This is a genomic window from Flavobacterium johnsoniae UW101, from assembly GCF_000016645.1.
Lineage (GTDB): Bacteria > Bacteroidota > Bacteroidia > Flavobacteriales > Flavobacteriaceae > Flavobacterium > Flavobacterium johnsoniae.
In genome coordinates, this window is the sequence record NC_009441.1 from 4825859 (window position 1) to 4843438 (window position 17580).

The 17580-nt window shown below is 37.1% G+C and carries 13 protein-coding genes; 12 read left to right on the plus strand and 1 reads right to left on the minus strand.

Translation table 11 applies throughout. The features are described from left to right. Positions 1 to 34: 34 nt before the first annotated feature. The 9 genes from FJOH_RS20910 (at position 35) to FJOH_RS20950 (ending at position 13507) form a co-directional block, all read left to right on the plus strand. Complete coding sequence (locus FJOH_RS20910; RefSeq protein WP_012026019.1) at positions 35 to 886, plus strand: sugar phosphate isomerase/epimerase family protein; 852 nt, start codon at positions 35 to 37, stop codon at positions 884 to 886. 353 nt (positions 887 to 1239) lie between these two features. Next, positions 1240 to 1779 carry a phage tail protein gene (locus tag FJOH_RS20915; protein WP_012026020.1) on the plus strand — a complete coding sequence of 180 codons (540 nt, stop codon included), beginning with the start codon at positions 1240 to 1242 and terminating at the stop codon, positions 1777 to 1779. 49 nt (positions 1780 to 1828) lie between these two features. Next, a complete protein-coding gene (locus FJOH_RS20920; protein WP_012026021.1) occupies positions 1829 to 2371 on the plus strand; it encodes a phage tail protein in 543 nt (180 codons plus the stop codon). Positions 2372 to 2384: 13 nt separating this feature from the next. Next, a complete protein-coding gene (locus FJOH_RS20925) occupies positions 2385 to 2924 on the plus strand; it encodes a phage tail protein (protein ID WP_012026022.1) in 540 nt (179 codons plus the stop codon). Positions 2925 to 2989: 65 nt separating this feature from the next. Next, positions 2990 to 4120, plus strand: coding sequence for a type 1 periplasmic-binding domain-containing protein (locus FJOH_RS20930; RefSeq protein ID WP_012026023.1), 1131 nt, complete (start codon positions 2990 to 2992; stop codon positions 4118 to 4120). Beyond that, the gene (locus FJOH_RS20935; RefSeq protein WP_012026024.1) at positions 4117 to 5055 is read left to right on the plus strand and encodes a formyltransferase family protein; all 939 of its coding nucleotides are present in this window, start codon (positions 4117 to 4119) and stop codon (positions 5053 to 5055) included. The genes FJOH_RS20930 and FJOH_RS20935 overlap by 4 nt, the downstream gene beginning before the upstream one ends. A gap of 16 nt (positions 5056 to 5071) precedes the next feature. Further along, positions 5072 to 11818 carry a T9SS type A sorting domain-containing protein gene (locus FJOH_RS26355; RefSeq protein WP_052295203.1) on the plus strand — a complete coding sequence of 2249 codons (6747 nt, stop codon included), beginning with the start codon at positions 5072 to 5074 and terminating at the stop codon, positions 11816 to 11818. A 49-nt stretch (positions 11819 to 11867) separates the two neighbouring features. Then, positions 11868 to 12701, plus strand: a complete 834-nt coding sequence (locus FJOH_RS20945; RefSeq protein WP_012026026.1) for an outer membrane beta-barrel protein — start codon at positions 11868 to 11870, stop codon at positions 12699 to 12701. Positions 12702 to 12910: 209 nt separating this feature from the next. Further along, positions 12911 to 13507: a Crp/Fnr family transcriptional regulator gene (locus tag FJOH_RS20950; protein ID WP_044047969.1), complete on the plus strand. Its 597-nt coding sequence runs from the start codon at positions 12911 to 12913 to the stop codon at positions 13505 to 13507. Between the two features lie 156 nt (positions 13508 to 13663). Here the strand turns inward: FJOH_RS20950 and FJOH_RS20955 are convergent, their stop codons facing one another. After that, a complete protein-coding gene (locus FJOH_RS20955; protein WP_012026028.1) occupies positions 13664 to 14035 on the minus strand; it encodes a group III truncated hemoglobin in 372 nt (123 codons plus the stop codon). 326 nt (positions 14036 to 14361) lie between these two features. Here FJOH_RS20955 and nadA point away from each other — a divergent pair, with 326 nt between their 5' ends. From nadA to ric, 3 genes are read left to right on the plus strand one after another with little or no spacing between them, the layout of a single operon-like run. After that, a complete protein-coding gene (nadA, locus tag FJOH_RS20960; protein ID WP_012026029.1) occupies positions 14362 to 15294 on the plus strand; it encodes a quinolinate synthase NadA in 933 nt (310 codons plus the stop codon). Between the two features lie 17 nt (positions 15295 to 15311). After that, positions 15312 to 16835, plus strand: coding sequence for an L-aspartate oxidase (nadB, locus tag FJOH_RS20965; RefSeq protein WP_012026030.1), 1524 nt, complete (start codon positions 15312 to 15314; stop codon positions 16833 to 16835). 11 nt (positions 16836 to 16846) lie between these two features. Further along, positions 16847 to 17578 carry an iron-sulfur cluster repair di-iron protein gene (ric, locus tag FJOH_RS20970; RefSeq protein ID WP_012026031.1) on the plus strand — a complete coding sequence of 244 codons (732 nt, stop codon included), beginning with the start codon at positions 16847 to 16849 and terminating at the stop codon, positions 17576 to 17578. The last annotated feature ends 2 nt before the right edge of the window (positions 17579 to 17580 follow it).

Here is a 17580-nt window from a genome sequence, read left to right on the forward strand (position 1 = left end):
TCAAAATAAAACATTCTTCTTCAAAAAATACACAATGAAAATAAAAATAGGCGCTTCACTCCTATCCTGGACAACTCCAAACTGGACTCCGGAATCAGGACATTATGCCATAAAGGAAACTGCAAAAAATGGCTTTGATCTGATTGAAATTCTTCTGCCTTCTAATATGGAATTTGATGCGACAACGGTAAAAAAACAACTTCAGGAAAATAATCTTGATGCTGTATGCTCGTTAAATCTTCCTAAAGAAGCGCATATTCCATTTTATCCTAAGGAAGCTTTGACACTTATCTTCAAAGCTTTGGATAAAACTGCTCAATTAGAAACCACTTTTTTAGGAGGCGTTCTGCACAGCGGAATTGGTGTTTTTACCGGAAATCCTGTTACAAATCAGGAAAAGGAAATTATTATAAATGTTTTGGGTGAAGCCGCTCTTTATGCTGCTAAACTTGGCATTACGATTGGAATTGAACCAATAAACCGTTATGAAAGCTATGTGTGCAATACAGCATCAAATGTATTGGAAATTATCAATAGAATTAATGCTGATAATCTTGCTGTTCATTTGGACACTTTTCATATGAATGTAGAAGAAAACAACTTTTATGATCCTATAATTAAAGCGGGGAAAAAACTAAAACATTTTCATATTACCGAAAGTAACCGCGGCATGCCCGGCGAAGGAACCGTAAATTGGGATGAACTTTTTAAAGCTTTAAAAGCCATAAACTTTGAAGGAAATCTGGTATTAGAAAACTTTTCTTCATCAATTCCCGGAATGCAGCAAGCGGTTTCTTTATGGCAGACTTCACCACATAATGCCGAAGAACTAGCCGTAGGCAGTTTAAATTTTATCAAACAAAAAGTTTTTGAATATCAAACATAAGCTATTTTCTACATCGCAAAGCGGCACGTAATTTTTATCTACATCAAAAAAGGGATTTCATGACATGAAATCCCTTTTTCGTGACATATTTTTCCTCCTTAATGTATTAGCCGTCTAATTTTAGGTCATAAATTATTTTAATACTGTTTTATAAATCGTAAGTAATAATAGCTGCTAAATAATAAAAAAAAGAGGCATTTCTTACTTAATGAAAAACACGTATAAATACTTGTTTTTTAAAACACTTATATACAGTAACTTAGTATTAAAACAAAAAACTGTCAGAATAATTTTATCAGTAACCAAATCTGACAAACTATTAACTAACATTAACCTATAAAATCTAAAAATTTATGGAAGGAACAATTGGAGAAATTCGCCTCTTTGCCGCCACTTTTGCTCCAATGACCTGGGCATTTTGTATGGGCCAGCTCGTTGCAATACGCAGTAATACAGCATTATTTTCTATTCTAGGGACTACTTATGGTGGTAATGGCACCACTACTTTTGGCTTACCCAACTTTGCCGGAAGAACGGCAATAGGAGCTGGTAATGGTCCTGGTTTGTCACCTTATGTGGCAGGAGAAATACTTGGAACAAATACTGTAACATTAACATCTTTAAACCTTCCTATTCACACGCATGCGGCTACAGCATCAATTTCAATTCCAGTTTATCCGGATTTTGGAGATCTTAACACGCCTAATGGTAATACTTTGGCTTCTAAAACTAATATGTACAGTACAGAAGCAGGAACAGACGCTATGAAACCATCGACTCTTAGTGTTACACTTGCGCCAGCAGGTTCAAATCAGCCTCTTAGTATTATGCAGCCTGCAACTGGAATGAATTTTATTATTTGTTTGACAGGAATATTCCCTGCCCGTAATTAATATTTATTCAGAAAAAACAGTTTAACTAACAATTTAAAGAAACTAATTTATGGAAGGATATTTAGGAGAAATCCGTTTATTTGGCGGGAATTTTGCACCAAGAGGGTGGATGTTTTGCAATGGAGCAACATTAAGTATTGCCAATTATGAGGCTGTTTATGTATTACTTGGTACAATATACGGCGGTGACGGCCAGACTACTTTTAAGCTGCCAGATCTTCAGGGACGTATTCCTGTAGGTACAGGTCAGGGTCCAGGATTACCAAACGTCGTACTTGGACAGATAGGCGGAACAGAATCAGTTACCATGAGTACTGCACAAATGCCTGGCCATACTCATGTGGCAGGTGTAGGAACACTTACAATTCCAACTTGCAGCACAACAGGTAACACAGCATCACCAACAAACAATATTTTAGCTGGTTCAGATAAAGCTTACACAGCTGAAGCTCCAGATGGTAATTTAAAACCTGAAATTACATCAATCACTGTTGGTGTTGCGGGGGCAAGTCAGCCTTTCGATATCATTCAGCCTTCACTATCTACTAATTATATTATTTGTGTAGAAGGAATTTTCCCAACTAGAAACTAAACCAAAACTAACCATGGAAGGAACAATATCCGAAATTCGATTATATGCACCTAACTTTGCTCCAAAATATTGGGCTTACTGTGCGGGTCAACTACTAAGTATAAATACAAACCAAGCCTTATTTAGTCTTTTAGGCACTACATACGGCGGTAATGGTACTACTAATTTTGCATTACCTGATTTTAGGGGAAGAACTGCCGTTGGAACTGGTACTCCTCAAGGAGTAGCTCAATTTGTATTGGGACAGGTAAGCGGAACTAATACAGTAACTGCACTGCTTGGAAATCTTCCGGCACACACTCATGCAGCCACAGGAACATTTGCACTAAAAGCATATGCTGATACAGGAGATACTGCCGCACCGCAAAATGCTTATCTGGCTTCGGTTTCAAATCTTTACACCAGCCAAAACGCAGATGGTGCTTTAAAACCAATTACACCAACAGTAACTGTAGGAACAACTGGAAGCAGCCAGCCAATTTCAATTCAGCAGCCTTATTTAGGTATTAATTATATAATATGCCTTCAGGGAATTTTTCCTTCAAGGAATTAACAATCTATACCCATTAGAGTTTCTAATGGGTAGTTTGTTTTTAAAAATTATCTATAAAATTATTTATGAAAATAGCTTTACTCTTGCCCCGATCTGTCATTTACCCTTCTATTTCTTTTGATATAATGGATGGTTTAAAATCTTCCCTAAAAAAAATGGGAATTGATGAAAAACATGAAATTGTAACAGCAAGTATAGGACTTGGAGCTGACCATAAAGAAATATATTCCTGCTGTGAGCAATTACTGTTTAGTAATACGGATATTGTTGTTGCGTATATTAACCCTGAAGCTGCAGAATTTATTCAGCCTCTTTTTGAAAGTTCGGGTAAATTGCTTATCGTGCTGGATAGTGGTTATCATTTTCAAAATTTTGAGAAAAAAATATCCAATGTTTATTTTATTTCCTTAGAAAACAGCCTTTGTTCACGTTTAATTGTACGCAAAGCCATCGAAGAAGGCCAGCAGAATTTTGCCTTTACCTGCTCATTTTATGATGCCGGTTATCGCCCGCCTTATACTTTTGCTACTGCTCTTGAAGATAAAGGAGGATCAATACATTATAATCATGTTACACCTTTAAAAAAGGCCGATTTTAATTTAGGCCCTTTAGAGGAATTTCTGGAACAAAATGATAATATTTCTGTATTAACTTCTTTTTGCGGCGATATGGCCGAAGATTTTTTTCGTGAATCAGCAAAAATAAAAAATATAGCTTCACGCAAAACTTACGGAAGCGGCTTTACTGCTGAAGAATCCTGGCTGAATAAAATTTCATATCCTGGGTATAATTGGAGCTGCGCTGTTCCATGGTCTGCCAATTTAAAAAATAAAGAAAACGAAGAATTTGCAGCTGTGATGCGAAATATTCGCGAACAAAAAGCGAATGTTTTTTCTCTTTTAGGATGGGAAGCTGGTTTGTTTATCAGTAGTTCAAATGGTCAGTCATTAGACAACATCACAATTGATTCTCCTAGAGGAAAAGTACATATTAATCCCAATACTGGTTTTTCTGAAGCACCTTTATATTATGCAACTGTTGCAAAAAATGAAGAAAACGGAAACTGCATTTTAGAAAACATAACTGAAATTACTGATTTAGAAGAAGAACGCATCCGTTTATATCAACATATTCTGGCAGTTCAAAATACGCCTTCTAATTCCTGGTTAAACTCTTATGCCTGTTTAGACTCATGAATCCGATACGCGACATAGTAATTTTATGTAATAACCGTATGGCTTTTCCAGCTATACAAACTTTACATAGTCTTGGAAGACTGCATACAATAGCTGTACCCGCCGAAAATGAAGACGTTAAAGCCTTTTGCTCTGTTTTTGCAACAAAAGCCGGCGTAAATTTAATATGGATGGAGAAAGCAAAACTCAACATCCAGCTTCAGGAAATTTTGCGAATCAGCTCTTTAAAATATGTTTTTACCATGACTTTCCCTTGGAAAATTCCAGGAGAAATTATTGAAAAACATCCTAATATGTTCTATAATTTTCATTATGGACTTTTACCTGAAATGCGTGGTGCAGATCCTGTTTTTGAATCGATTAGAAAACAAAAACAAGAAACCGGAATATCTGTACATGCTATAGAGAAGGAAATAGATAAAGGAAAAATAATCCTAAAAAAAACAATGCCCCTGCATACTGATTTGACACATGGAATGCTTTGCACTAGTTTATCATATCTGGCTTCTTATATTCTGCCTGAATTATTAACCTTATTATCTATGAATGATAAAGGTGTTCTTCAGGATGAAAACTTAGCTGCATATTATAAAAAACCAACTATCTCTGATGTGAGCATTCAATGGGAAAAACAGGACTCAAAATCAATCCAGGCATTAGTTAACGCCTGCAATCCGTGGAATAAAGGTGCTTATACACAATGGAATGGTCTCAATATACGATTACTGGAGGTTTCACAAACCAATTCACCTTTAAGCAGCACAAAACCTCCGGGAACTATTTTAGAAATAGATGAAAACAAAGGCTTAATAATACAATGTTATAATAATACACAACTTCGTATAAATACTGTTTATACAGAAGAAGGCTTTATGAGTGGGCACAAATTGCTCGCTTTTGGTATAAAAAATGGCGAACAATTTGCCTCTTTATAATTTAACTAACTTTATTATGAAACATTTTTACTCTCAAATTAAAAAATGCTTAAATATTGCCCTATTTTTAGGGATATTTTTGCAGAGTTATTTAAGTAACTCACAGACCACACTGGCTGCCGGTGATATCCTTTTTACCGGATATGATGGTACTTATGCCAATACATTAGGCGATGAATTTAGTTTTGTCTGCCTTAAAACTCTCGATGCTAATACGGTAATTCGTTTTACGGACAGAGGATACTTTTCAGACACAACCTGGTGGCCAGCCAGTAGTTTAGAAGGTACTGTTACATGGACAGTGGGCAGTACAATTCCAGCAGGAACAGAGGTGCATATAAAAGGATTAAGTGCCTCTACCTACAATCAGTCTAATGGTACTTTAACCGCAAACGGTTTTTTAGCACTAAATAACGGAACCATGCCAAATGGACTTGTTTTGACTGCTGCCGGAGATCAGATTTATGCTTTTCAGGGAGGTTCTGGAAATCCTTCTGACGCTGGTGTTGTACTTGTTGCCGGAATACATTTTTACTATTGTCCATCAGGAACTACAACAGCAGCATGGGATACCGGATGTGCAAACGGTTCAAATAGCTCTACTTTAAAAACAGGCACTGGTGGTCTTATTGGAGGTACAAGTGCTTTCTATACCGGAACTCTCCCTGGTAATGTAGTAGCTGGTGTTGGAAGATTTGACAATACACTAAGTTCTCCGCTAAGTACAATAGCAGAAATTAGAACTGCTGTAATGAATCAGGCAAACTGGAATCTTTCAGCAACTACTCTAACACTGCCTTCTGGTAAACCATTTTTAAGCACACCTACGACTATTACACTTAATCCTCTTGACAAACTTATATGTCCGGGAGCTAATACAAGTTTTACTGTTGCTGCTACGAATGCCACTGGTTATCAATGGCAGGTAAATACAGGTGCTGGTTTTGCAAATATTACAAATGGGGGTGTTTATTCTGGAGCAACTACTGCAACTCTTACTATTACAGGAGCAGCTGCAGGAATGAACAACTACAAATATCGATGTGTTGCTACAGGAACTGGAACAGCAACTTCGAATGAAGCAACTTTAACTGTGCCAACTGCCATAGCACCTTCTATACAATCACAAAGTAATGTAAGTGTTTATGGAGGTAATAATGGTTCAGCTACTCTTAGTGTTTCAGGAGGTACTGCTCCTTATTTCTATTCATGGTCTCCTTCTGGGGGAACTGCTGCAACTGCATCAGGGCTTAGTGCAGGAACTTATACAGTAACTATTACAGACAGCACTCCAAATGGATTAGGCGGTTGTAGTACAACTCAAACCGTAAATATAGTACAGCCAGGAGGCTCTGTTGTATCTGTTACCTCTTTAAGTGCTTTTTCAAGCTGCGGCGGTGCATCTACAGAACAGAGTTTTACTGTACAAGCCGGAGGCTTAACAGCTAATCTTGATCTTGCAGCCCCAACCGGTTTTGAAATATCAACATCGGCAGGAGGAATTTATACTAATAATATATCGTATGTTCCTTCATCAGGAGTTGTCACTACTAAAACAATTTACGTTCGTTTAGCGGCTTCAGCCACAGGAACACCTTCTGGTAATATTACTATTTCTTCTACTGGAATAGTAACTAAAAATGTTGCCGTAACAGGAAGCATGAATACTATAAGTTTTGGAACACAGCCTGTAGCAGCAGGAACCTGTGCAGGAGGTAATGCGACTTTTACTGCTGCAGTCTCAAACGCAACAGGATATCAATGGCAGGAAAATACCGGTTCTGGTTTTGTTAACATTACAGATGGAGGTGTTTATTCTGGTGCAGCTACCTCAACACTTACTATTACAGGAGCTACAGCGGGAATGAACGGATTCCTTTATAGATTAGCGGCATCAGGAACTTGTCCTACCGTTAATTCAAACAGCGTTGCACTAAATATTAATGTAGCTGCGTCTATTACAGCACAGCCTTCTTCAAGTACAATTTGTGCAGGAGCTAATACCTCTTTCGCTGTTGCAGCTTCAAATGCTGTAGGATATCAGTGGCAGGTAAATACAGGTTCTGGTTTTACAAATATTACAAATGGAGGTGTTTACACTGGAGCAGCCACTGCAACTCTTACTATTACAGGAGCAACTGCAGGAATGAGCGGTTATCTTTACAGAGTAATTGCAACAGGTTCATGTACACCAGATGCTACTTCAAACGATGCAGCTTTAACAATTAATGTAGCACCAGCTATAACAGCACAGCCGGCAGATAGTTCTATTTGTGTTGGCTCAAACACGACTTTCAGCGTGACTGCTTCGAATGCCACTGGTTATCAATGGCAGGTAAATACAGGTTCTGGTTTTAATAACATTACGAATGGTGCCCCATATTCTGGAGCAACTACAGCAACGCTTACAATAACAGGAGCAACTGCAGCACTTAATAATTACCAATACCGTTTAGTTGCTTCAGGAGGTTGTACTCCAGCTGCCACTTCAAACTCTGGTACATTAAAAGTATCTAATATTCAGGCTACTTCAGTTTTAACTAGTGTTGCTTGTAATGGAGGTAATACTGGTTCTATATCTGTTACTCCAACTGGCGGCATAGGAACTTATACTTATCTATGGTCAAATGGAGCAACTAGTTCTTCAATCAGCAATTTAACAGCTGGTAACTACAGTGTGAGTATTAAAGATGCTGTTTTATGCGAAAAAGAATTAAACTTTACAGTAACTCAACCACCAGTTTTAGTTGCTGCTCAAGGCACAGTTAACAATGTTAGCTGTCATGGAGGTTCAAACGGTAGTGGTACAGTAACTGTATCAGGAGGAACTCCGGGTTATACCTATTCATGGGCTCCTTCTGGAGGTACTGCAGCTACAGCTTCAGGACTTGCAGCCGGAACTTATACAGTAACAGTTACGGATGCTAACAATTGTCAGACTACGGCAACAGTTACCATAACTGAGCCTGCGGTCGCTTTAAGTGCAACTGCAGGGTTACAAAATAATATCTTATGTCGTGGAACTGCAACTGGATCTGCAACTGTAACAGCTGCAGGCGGGACCCCAGGTTACACTTACTCTTGGTCTCCTTCTGGAGGAACTGCGGCTACAGCTACAGGACTTACTGCCGGAACTTATACAGTAACAGTTACAGATGCTAATGCATGTCAGACTACACAATCTTTTACAATTACAGAACCAGCTGCATCTTTAACAGCGACTCCATTAGCACAAACTAACATAGCTTGTCGTGGTGGAGCTACAGGATCTGCAACTGTAACGGCTGCAGGAGGTACTGGTGGATATACTTATTCATGGGCTCCTTCTGGAGGAACTGCGGCTACAGCTACAGGTCTTTCTGCAGGAACTTATACCGTAACGGTTACGGATGCTAACAATTGTCAGGTAACGCAAAGCTTTACAATTACACAGCCAGCTGCAGTACTTTCAGCCGCTTTTGGTTCACAAAATAATGTTTCTTGTAATGGAGGCGCTAACGGAACTGCAACTGTAACAGTAACTGGAGGAACTCCTGGATACACCTATTCTTGGGCTCCATCTGGAGGTACAAACGCTACAGCAACTGGTCTTTCTGCTGGAACATATACAGTAACAGTTACTGATGCTAATGCATGTCAGACTACACAAAGCTTTACAATTACACAACCTGCAGCTCTAGTTGCAAGTGTTGGTTCTCAAAACAATGTTTCTTGTAATGGCGGTACAAACGGTTCAGCAACTGTAGCCGTTACAGGAGGAACAGGTGCACGCACTTATTCTTGGTCTCCTACGGGAGGAACTGCAGCTACAGCATCAGGTTTAGCAGTAGGAACTTACACAGTAACAGTTACAGACGCAAACAATTGTCAAGCTACACAAAGTTTTACTATTACACAGCCTGCGGCTCTTACGGCAACTCAATCACAAACTGACGTACTTTGCAACGGCGGTGCTACAGGTACAGCAACAGTTATTCCAATAGGCGGAACACCAAACTATACTTACTCATGGGCTCCTTCTGGAGGAACTGTTGCAACTGCCACAGGATTAACTGTAGGGGTTTACACCTGCACAATAACAGATGCAAATGGATGTTCAGTTACAAAAAGCTTCACAATTATGCAGCCTTCTGCATTAATTGCAACACAAAGCCAGATCAATGCAACTTGTTCAACTGGTGGTCAGGCAGCAGTAAATGCATCTGGAGGTACTCCTTCTTATAGTTATTTATGGTCACCATCAGGAGCGACTACATCAGTTGTAACAGGGTTATCAGCAGGAAACCATAGCGTAGTAATTACAGACGCTAACGGATGTACTTTAACAAAAAACTTTACTATTACTACAACTAATACACTTGTTGCTTCATCATTTCAAACTAATGTTTTATGTAATGGAACAAATACTGGATCTGCCGGCGTAATTCCTAGCGGTGCACCTGGACCATTTACTTATGTTTGGGCTCCTTCTGGAGGTTCTGCTGATACAGCAACTAATCTAACTGCCGGTAATTATTCAGTAACGATTACTGCTTCAAATGGTTGTTCTATTGTTAAAAACTTTACCATAACACAGCCGACTGCTCTTGCTGTAGCTTCAAATTCACAGACCAATGTTTCTTGTAATGGAGGTTCAAACGGATCTGCAAGTGTTACGGTTACAGGAGGAACAGGAGTATATACTTATGCTTGGTCACCTTCTGGCGGTACTGGAGCAACAGCTAATGGTCTTGCTGCCGGAACCTATACTGTAACAATTACAGATAGTAATTTATGTACAACAACACAAAACTTTACTATAACACAACCTACAGCACTTAGTCCAACAACATCTAAAACTGATGTTTCTTGTAATGGTGGTTCAAACGGATCAGCAACAGTAAATGTAACTGGAGGAACAGGAACATACACTTATTCATGGGCTCCTTCTGGAGGAACTGCTGCAACTGCAACTGGTCTTGCTGCAGGAACTTATACTGTAACAATTACTGATGCTAATGCATGTCAAACAACAGCATCTGTAACTATTGCACAACCTGCTCTATTAACAGCATCAATATCTAAAACTGATGTTTCTTGTAACGGTGCAAGCGACGGAACCGCTGCTGTAACAGCTTCTGGAGGAACTTCGCCTTATACTTATTCATGGTCTCCATCAGGAGGAACTGCAGCAGCAGCATCAGGATTAAGTCCAAATACGTATACAGTTACCGTGACAGATGCAAACGGATGTTTTACAACTCAATCAGTTACTATTGGTACAACTCCAGACGTAACAGCACCGGTACCTAATGTGGCTGTTTTACCGGAGATTACAAATTACTGCTCAGTTTTAGCATCAGAAATTGCTATTCCAACTGCAACAGATAATTGTGCAGGAACAATAAACGCAACTACAACTGATCCTTTAACTTATAATGCAACAGGAACTTATACTATTACATGGGCATACAATGATGGAAACGGAAACGTTACTACTCAGACTCAAACTGTAAAAGTATTAGCTTCACCTCTAGATTTAGTTACTTTCAGTAATGCATCAGTGACTTACGATGGAAATGCTCATCCTCTACAGGTTGCAAATCTTCCAACTGGAGCGGCTGTAGCTTACTCTGCAAATAACACATCTGTAAATGCGGGAACTTACACAGTAACAGCTGTAATAACTCCTGCTGCCAGTTCGCCTAACTGTTCTCAAATAACATTAACTGCGAACCTGACTATTAATAAAGCACCACAAACAATTACGTTTAGTGCTATTCCGGTTAAAACACTAGGAGCAAATAATACTTTTAATTTGACTGCAGCAGCAAGTTCAAATTTACCAGTAGATTATACTTTTAATTATACTTCTGCTCTGCCTCCTGCAAATGTTTCTACGACTGGTGTTGTAAATATGCTGCAATCTGGAGAAGTAACCATCACAGCACATCAGGCTGGAGATGCTAATTATCTTCCTGCTGCAGATGTTTCACAATTATTGGTAATCCTTAACAACAATATTGATGTTAAGAGAATTACAATAGGAACAAAAGTATTCGAAAACCCTGGAAAAGCCATTACACACATAATGTCATGTGCTGAAAACAATCCGGCTGTTTCAATTGTAAACGAATCAAATGCTGTAATTTCTCCTTCTGCTAATTTCACGATTCAAACTCCAAAACCTGGAATTTATACTCAAAACGTGACCATTACATCAGAAGATGGAAGTTTGTCTGCAACGTATGCAATTACTGTTGAAAAACCATTCGGATTCTTCGATATCGTTCGTCAGAAATTTAACAATGTACTTCTTGTAAACAATAATCCGGCAACAAACGGAGGTTACGAATTTGTAGCTTACCAATGGTTTAAAAACGGACAATTGATAGGAACTGGTCAATATTACTCTGTAAGCGAAAGTTTGAGTACAACTTTAGACCCAACAGCTGATTACAGCGTAAAAATGACAACAAAAGATGGTAAAGTATTACAGACTTGTTCTGGCAGAATTACACTTACCAACTCACTTCAGGCTAAGCTGTATCCAAACCCAATTCAAACTGGAAAAGCAATCACTGTTGAAGCTGATTTCCCTCAGGAAGAATTAAATAACATGCAGATCAGCCTTTACTCAGTTTCTGGCCAATTGATTAAAACTGTTCAATCTTCATCAGCATTAACTGAGATACAATTACCTCAAACAATCGAGAGTAATATACTTATGGTAGTTCTTGAAACTCCTAATGTAAAAAAATCTTTCAAAGTAATTGTAAAATAGATAAACCTGCCGGCACTCTAAAAGCAGTGCCGGCATAATAAAATTTAAGATGAAAAAATATATCAAATCACTCGCCATTATAACCGCATTTTTTGCAGCATCTCAAAGTTATGGTCAGGATAAAAAACAGGAGTTTTCGATTTCATTGGGCGGTCCGTTTTCATTTATAAAATCTGCTGGAGTAGAATACGTTCCCGGAAACGGTATCAATGCAGGTCTTCGTTATTCTTACTATTTAAATGAAGGTTTGAGTTTAGGTGTTGGAGTTGAATACCAAACCTATACATCTGACTCAAAATCTAACTTTATTTACGGGCAGTACAACACTGTCGATGCAGAAAATGAAGCTTTTCAGTTTAGATACAGGCTTAGTAATTATAGAGAAGAACAAAAACTGACTTATATTAATGTTCCTATCAACATTCAGTTTGAAACTCCTGGAACCTCTAAGCTGTATGTTTCTGCCGGAGCTAAAATAGGATTTGCTTCAAGCGGTACTTATCAGTCAACCATAGGCAACAGTACTACAAGCGGTTATTATCCACAGTATAATGTAGAACTATTTAGTCCTGCATTTGCCGGATTTGCCAGCGTAAATGACCTAAAAACTTCTGAAAGAGACCTTGACACAAAAGTTTCGTATTCAGCAACTTTTGAGACAGGTTTAAAACAAGAATTAGGAAACAGAAATTCAATCTATATTGGAGCTTATCTGGACTATGGTTTAAATGATATTTACGACAAAAAAGACAGCAAAAATCTTGTTCAATACAATGCAGAATTACCTGTAGATTTACAATACAACAGCGTATTTGATTCTGGTATTGCAAGAAACATGAGATTGGTTTCTTACGGTTTAAAGTTAAGATTCGCAATTCGTTAATTACATACTAATTAATAAAAAGCTGCTCAGTTAATTTTGAGCAGCTTTTTTTGTATAAGCCTGTTTCAAAATTTTAAAGTTCTCAAAACCTAACATTTATCATATTTTAATTTTAAGTCAATGCTTTCCTTTGCTGTAACACTACAAAATATATTGGAGTTTAAAAAAGAATGATCCTTAATCATTTTAATTGCAGTAATTGTCGACAAATGCATATTGATACTGATTTACTTTATACCTGGGGAGCCGTTGCAAAAAAAGTCCCAAAACATGCCGTCATCTTTTTCGAGAATGACCCGCCCCTTTCCTATTATCAAATTTTAGAGGGAACCGTTAAAATGAGTTATACCAATGAAGACGGCAAAGATCTTACAATTGGTATTTTTAATGAAGGAAATAGTTTTGGAGAACCGCCCTTATTTATTGAGCAGCCCTACCCTGCTTCTGCAGAAGCTCAAACTGATTGTGTAATTTTAAAACTATCAAAAACCAATTTCTTTTCGCTGCTTGAAGAAAATCCTGAAATACAATCAAGGGTTTTAAAACTCTTTGCGTGGAAAATTTACAATAAAATTGTTTTCTCCAAAAATATAATAAATCACAAACCAGAATACCGCATTCAATATTTTCTGGATAATTTAAAAAGACAGCATAACAGCAAACCTTCTCAGAAAATGAAAATTCCTTATACAAGACAGGAGATTGCAGATTTCACCGGTCTTCGTGTAGAAACAGTCATTAGAACAATTTCATTAATGAATAAAAACAAAAAAATCGAAATCATCGATCATAAATTGTTTTACTAACGTCACTTTACGATTAAGTTTAAAAATAATAAAGTATGATTCAAATCATATTTCTGAAAAAATGGTTTGTCTTTCTTTGTAAAGGTTAAAGAAAATTATTAATTCAGCTTAATAAAATTCAAATTAAAAACGGGATTCCTTAGATTCCCGTTTTCTTTAATTAACCACTTTATTCATCATTGCTTTTGCAATATTTTTGGCTCTTATTTTTACCTCATCAGCCTTTTCTCCTTCAAACAAATCATCGACCGTTTTTCTCCATAATTGAGTCCAGTGCAAAAAATGAGTTTCGCTTAAAGTGCTTTTATCATTCAGCAGGCGGTGTTTCATCATTGGGTTTCCGTCAAAATTTCCGGTATGAAAAAGAATATTATCCCAAAAATCATACATAATCGGGAGGTGTTTTTCCCAATTCACAACAGCTATTTTGGTAAACAAATAACCAATTGTTTCGTCAGTTTGAATTTTGTGATAAAAAGCATCTACCAATACTTTGATATCTTCCTTATTTCTAATATCGGTTTTCATGTCCTTGTTTTTAATTTCTTTCTATTTCCAAACTATAGAAAACTTTAGATCAAAAATCCAAAACTAATAGTTCATAAAGTATGATTGTAATCATATCCTGCTAAAAAACATTGATTTCAAGAGATTTACTTCTACAATAAAAAAATAAATGTAAAACAGTATGACTGGAATCATAATTTGAAAAATTTGATGATACTACATTTACCATATCAAAATTAGCTTAACAGCATTTCGAAAAACAAATTTCAATAAAAACCACAAACTTTCTCAACAGCAGTATTTCATTAAAAAATGGGCTTTGCTGTTGAAAAAACAAGACTTTAATAATGGACAAAAAATTTTTGATACAGGAAATCATCCGCTTAAAACAAGAAAAAAATGCTGTAATTCTGGCTCATTATTATCAAAATGAGGAAATTCAGGAAATAGCAGATTTTATTGGAGACAGTCTTGAATTATCAAAAAAAGCACAAAATACAAATGCCGATGTTATTGTTTTTGCCGGAGTTCACTTTATGGCAGAAACTGCCAAAATATTAAATCCTGACAAAAAAGTTGTACTTCCGGATTTCAACGCAGGATGTTCTCTCGCTGACGGCTGCAATCCTAAAGATTTTAAATTATTTAAAGAAAAATATCCTGATCATGTTGTTGTAACTTACATCAACTGTTCTGCCGAAATAAAAGCAATGAGCGATTTGGTCTGCACTTCATCAAACGCAGCAAAAATTATTGGTTCTATTCCTTCTGATAAAGAAATCATTTTTGCACCCGATAAAAATTTAGGCAGTTATTTAAAAAAAGAAACACAACGCGAACTAATCCTCTGGGATGGATCTTGTGTAGTTCACGAAGCCTTTTCGCTGGATAAACTAGTCGAAATTTACAATAAAAATCCAAACGCAAAAATTGCGGCACATCCGGAATCTGAAAGTCATATCTTAAAAGCAGCACATTACATTGGCTCTACTTCCGGCATTATTAATTTTATTAAAACGGATCCTGCTGCCGTTTTCATTGTGGCTACAGAAGCCGGTATCCTGCATGAGCTTTCAAAAGCGGTACCCGAAAAAACGCTGATTCCGGCTCCTTCCACAGAAGATAACACTTGCGCCTGCAGCGAATGTGCTTTCATGAAAGTCAATACTCTTGAAAAATTGTATTGGTGTCTGAAAAACGAAAGCCCGGAAATCCTGGTAAACGAACCGTTAAGGATCGAAGCACTGAAACCTATACAAAGAATGCTTGAATTGTCTTAAACTTAAAAACAAAGAAAATGCTTAAAACAGATATACTTATAGTAGGTTCTGGTATTTCGGGATTATTTCTTGCCATGAAAACAGCAAAAAAACGTCCTGATTTATCGATTGTGATTATGACAAAGAAAACGGCAGGAAACACTAATACACAGCTTGCACAAGGCGGAATTGCCGTTGTAACCAATCATTTACAGGATAGTTTTGAGCAGCATATAAAAGATACACTGAAATCAGGAGGCGGACATTGTGATGAGGAAATTGTAAAAATGGTAGTGCAGCAGGCACCGGAAAGGTTAAAAGAATTAATTGAGATTGGGACTTCTTTTGATAAAAATCAAAACGGTCAATGGGATTTAGGTCTAGAAGGCGGACATTCTCAGCATAGAATTCTGCACCATAAAGACAGATCTGGTTTAGAAATAGAAAAAAAGCTGCTCCATATTATAACAGAATTGCCTAACATAAAATTATTCGAAAATTATCAGGTTGTCGATTTAAATACCGAAACAAAAGAAAATGAAACACATTGTACAGGTGCTTTTTTTTATGATAAAAACGAAAACAAAATAAAATATATCCGCGCCAGATCGATAATATTAAGCACAGGAGGATGCGGGACTCTTTTTGAAAACACAACAAATCCTGAAATTGCAACCGGAGACGGAATTGCCATTGCAGCGCGTGCAGGTGTAGAAATTGAAGATATGCAGTACATTCAGTTTCATCCTACGGCTTTGTACACTGGCAAAAAAAGCCAGCTCTTTTTAATTTCAGAAGCCGTTAGAGGTTTTGGTGCTTATGTAGTAAATGAAGACCAAAAAAGGTTTTTATTTAAATACGATTCAAGAGGCGAACTTGCCACACGTGATATTGTTTCACACGCCATTCATAAAGAAATGCATGAAACACAAAAAAAACATGTTTATCTCGATTGCAGGCATTTAGATAAAAAAGCTTTCTACAAAAAGTTTCCCGCTATAACAGCACATTGCAATGAACTGGGATTGTTTCCTGAAAAAGATTTGATTCCTATAGTTCCTGCAGCACATTATCAATGCGGCGGCATAAAGGTAGACCGTAATGGAGCAACAATAATTCCTAATTTATATGCGGTTGGCGAATGCGCCAGAACGGGACTTCATGGAAAAAACCGTCTGGCTTCTAATTCCCTGCTCGAAGCTTTGGTATTTGCACATCAGGCATCAGAGAATATAGACAAAACAATAGATTCGTTTCAGTTTTCATCAAAACTGCTTATTCCAAAATTTCCCGATTCGGAAATCAAAACTGATTATGTTGCCTTTTTAATTTTAAAAAAAGAAATACAGGCACTTATAACCAATTTTTATTCCAGCGAAGAACGCAATACCGATTATGCAATTCAAAAAATAAAATTGATTAAAAATGCAGCCGAAACCCTTATACACGGCCAGGAAATTACAATTCCGTTTATAGAATTTTCTAATATGCTTACCGTGGCCTTAATTATTATTAAACACTGCAAAAAAAGAAAAGCCCCATATATTTTGTCTTTAAACTAAAAACCAATATTATGAAAATAACCAGTAAAACTACAATTGGCGAGATCGCAGCAAATGATTTTAGAACAGCAGCAATTTTTACAAAATACAATATCGATTTTTGCTGCAAAGGCCACCGCACTATAGAAGAAGTCTGCAAAAAAAGAGACATTCCCGAAGCGGTTTTAATTGAAAAACTTGAAGAAGCCAAAACTCAGGCCGCTAATCAATCTTTCGACTATAAATCCTGGCCGTTAGACCTTTTAACGGATTATATTATAAAAACCCATCATCGATACATAAAAGAGAAAACGCCTGTACTGCTTCAATATTTACATAAATTATGCAATGTATATGGCGAAACGTTTCCTGAATTGTTCGAAATATATAAAATTTTCAAAGCATCATCTTTAGACCTTGAAGAACACATGGAAAAAGAAGAACGCGTGATGTTCCCTTTCATCATTCAAATGAAAAGAGCGCAGAGCAAAGGATTTTCTGTTGAAACTACTCCCTTTGGAAGCATTGAAAATCAGGTCATCATGATGAAAGAAGAACATGCCGCAGAAGGACAGCGTTTTAGAAAAATTGCAGCATTGACCAATAATTATGTTCCGCCGGCAGAAGCCTGCAATACTTACAAAGCAGCATTTTCGATGCTGGAAGATTTTGAAATGAATCTGCACAAGCATATTCACATGGAAAACAATATACTGTTTCCTAAAGCAATTATGCTTGAAAAAAACTTTGAGCAAGTGCCTTAAAT

Bases quoted from the DNA above. Each gene is read 5' to 3' on its own strand.
- FJOH_RS20950 (WP_044047969.1), top strand. From the start codon at position 12,911: ATGCATATTGATACTGATTTACTTTATACCTGGGGAGCCGTTGCAAAA.
- FJOH_RS20955 (WP_012026028.1), bottom strand. From the start codon at position 14,035: ATGAAAACCGATATTAGAAATAAGGAAGATATCAAAGTATTGGTAGAT.
- FJOH_RS20935 (WP_012026024.1), top strand. From the start codon at position 4,117: ATGAATCCGATACGCGACATAGTAATTTTATGTAATAACCGTATGGCT.
- nadA (WP_012026029.1), top strand. From the start codon at position 14,362: ATGGACAAAAAATTTTTGATACAGGAAATCATCCGCTTAAAACAAGAA.
- ric (WP_012026031.1), top strand. From the start codon at position 16,847: ATGAAAATAACCAGTAAAACTACAATTGGCGAGATCGCAGCAAATGAT.
- nadB (WP_012026030.1), top strand. From the start codon at position 15,312: ATGCTTAAAACAGATATACTTATAGTAGGTTCTGGTATTTCGGGATTA.
- FJOH_RS20925 (WP_012026022.1), top strand. From the start codon at position 2,385: ATGGAAGGAACAATATCCGAAATTCGATTATATGCACCTAACTTTGCT.
- FJOH_RS20910 (WP_012026019.1), top strand. From the start codon at position 35: ATGAAAATAAAAATAGGCGCTTCACTCCTATCCTGGACAACTCCAAAC.
- FJOH_RS26355 (WP_052295203.1), top strand. From the start codon at position 5,072: ATGAAACATTTTTACTCTCAAATTAAAAAATGCTTAAATATTGCCCTA.
- FJOH_RS20920 (WP_012026021.1), top strand. From the start codon at position 1,829: ATGGAAGGATATTTAGGAGAAATCCGTTTATTTGGCGGGAATTTTGCA.
- FJOH_RS20915 (WP_012026020.1), top strand. From the start codon at position 1,240: ATGGAAGGAACAATTGGAGAAATTCGCCTCTTTGCCGCCACTTTTGCT.
- FJOH_RS20930 (WP_012026023.1), top strand. From the start codon at position 2,990: ATGAAAATAGCTTTACTCTTGCCCCGATCTGTCATTTACCCTTCTATT.
- FJOH_RS20945 (WP_012026026.1), top strand. From the start codon at position 11,868: ATGAAAAAATATATCAAATCACTCGCCATTATAACCGCATTTTTTGCA.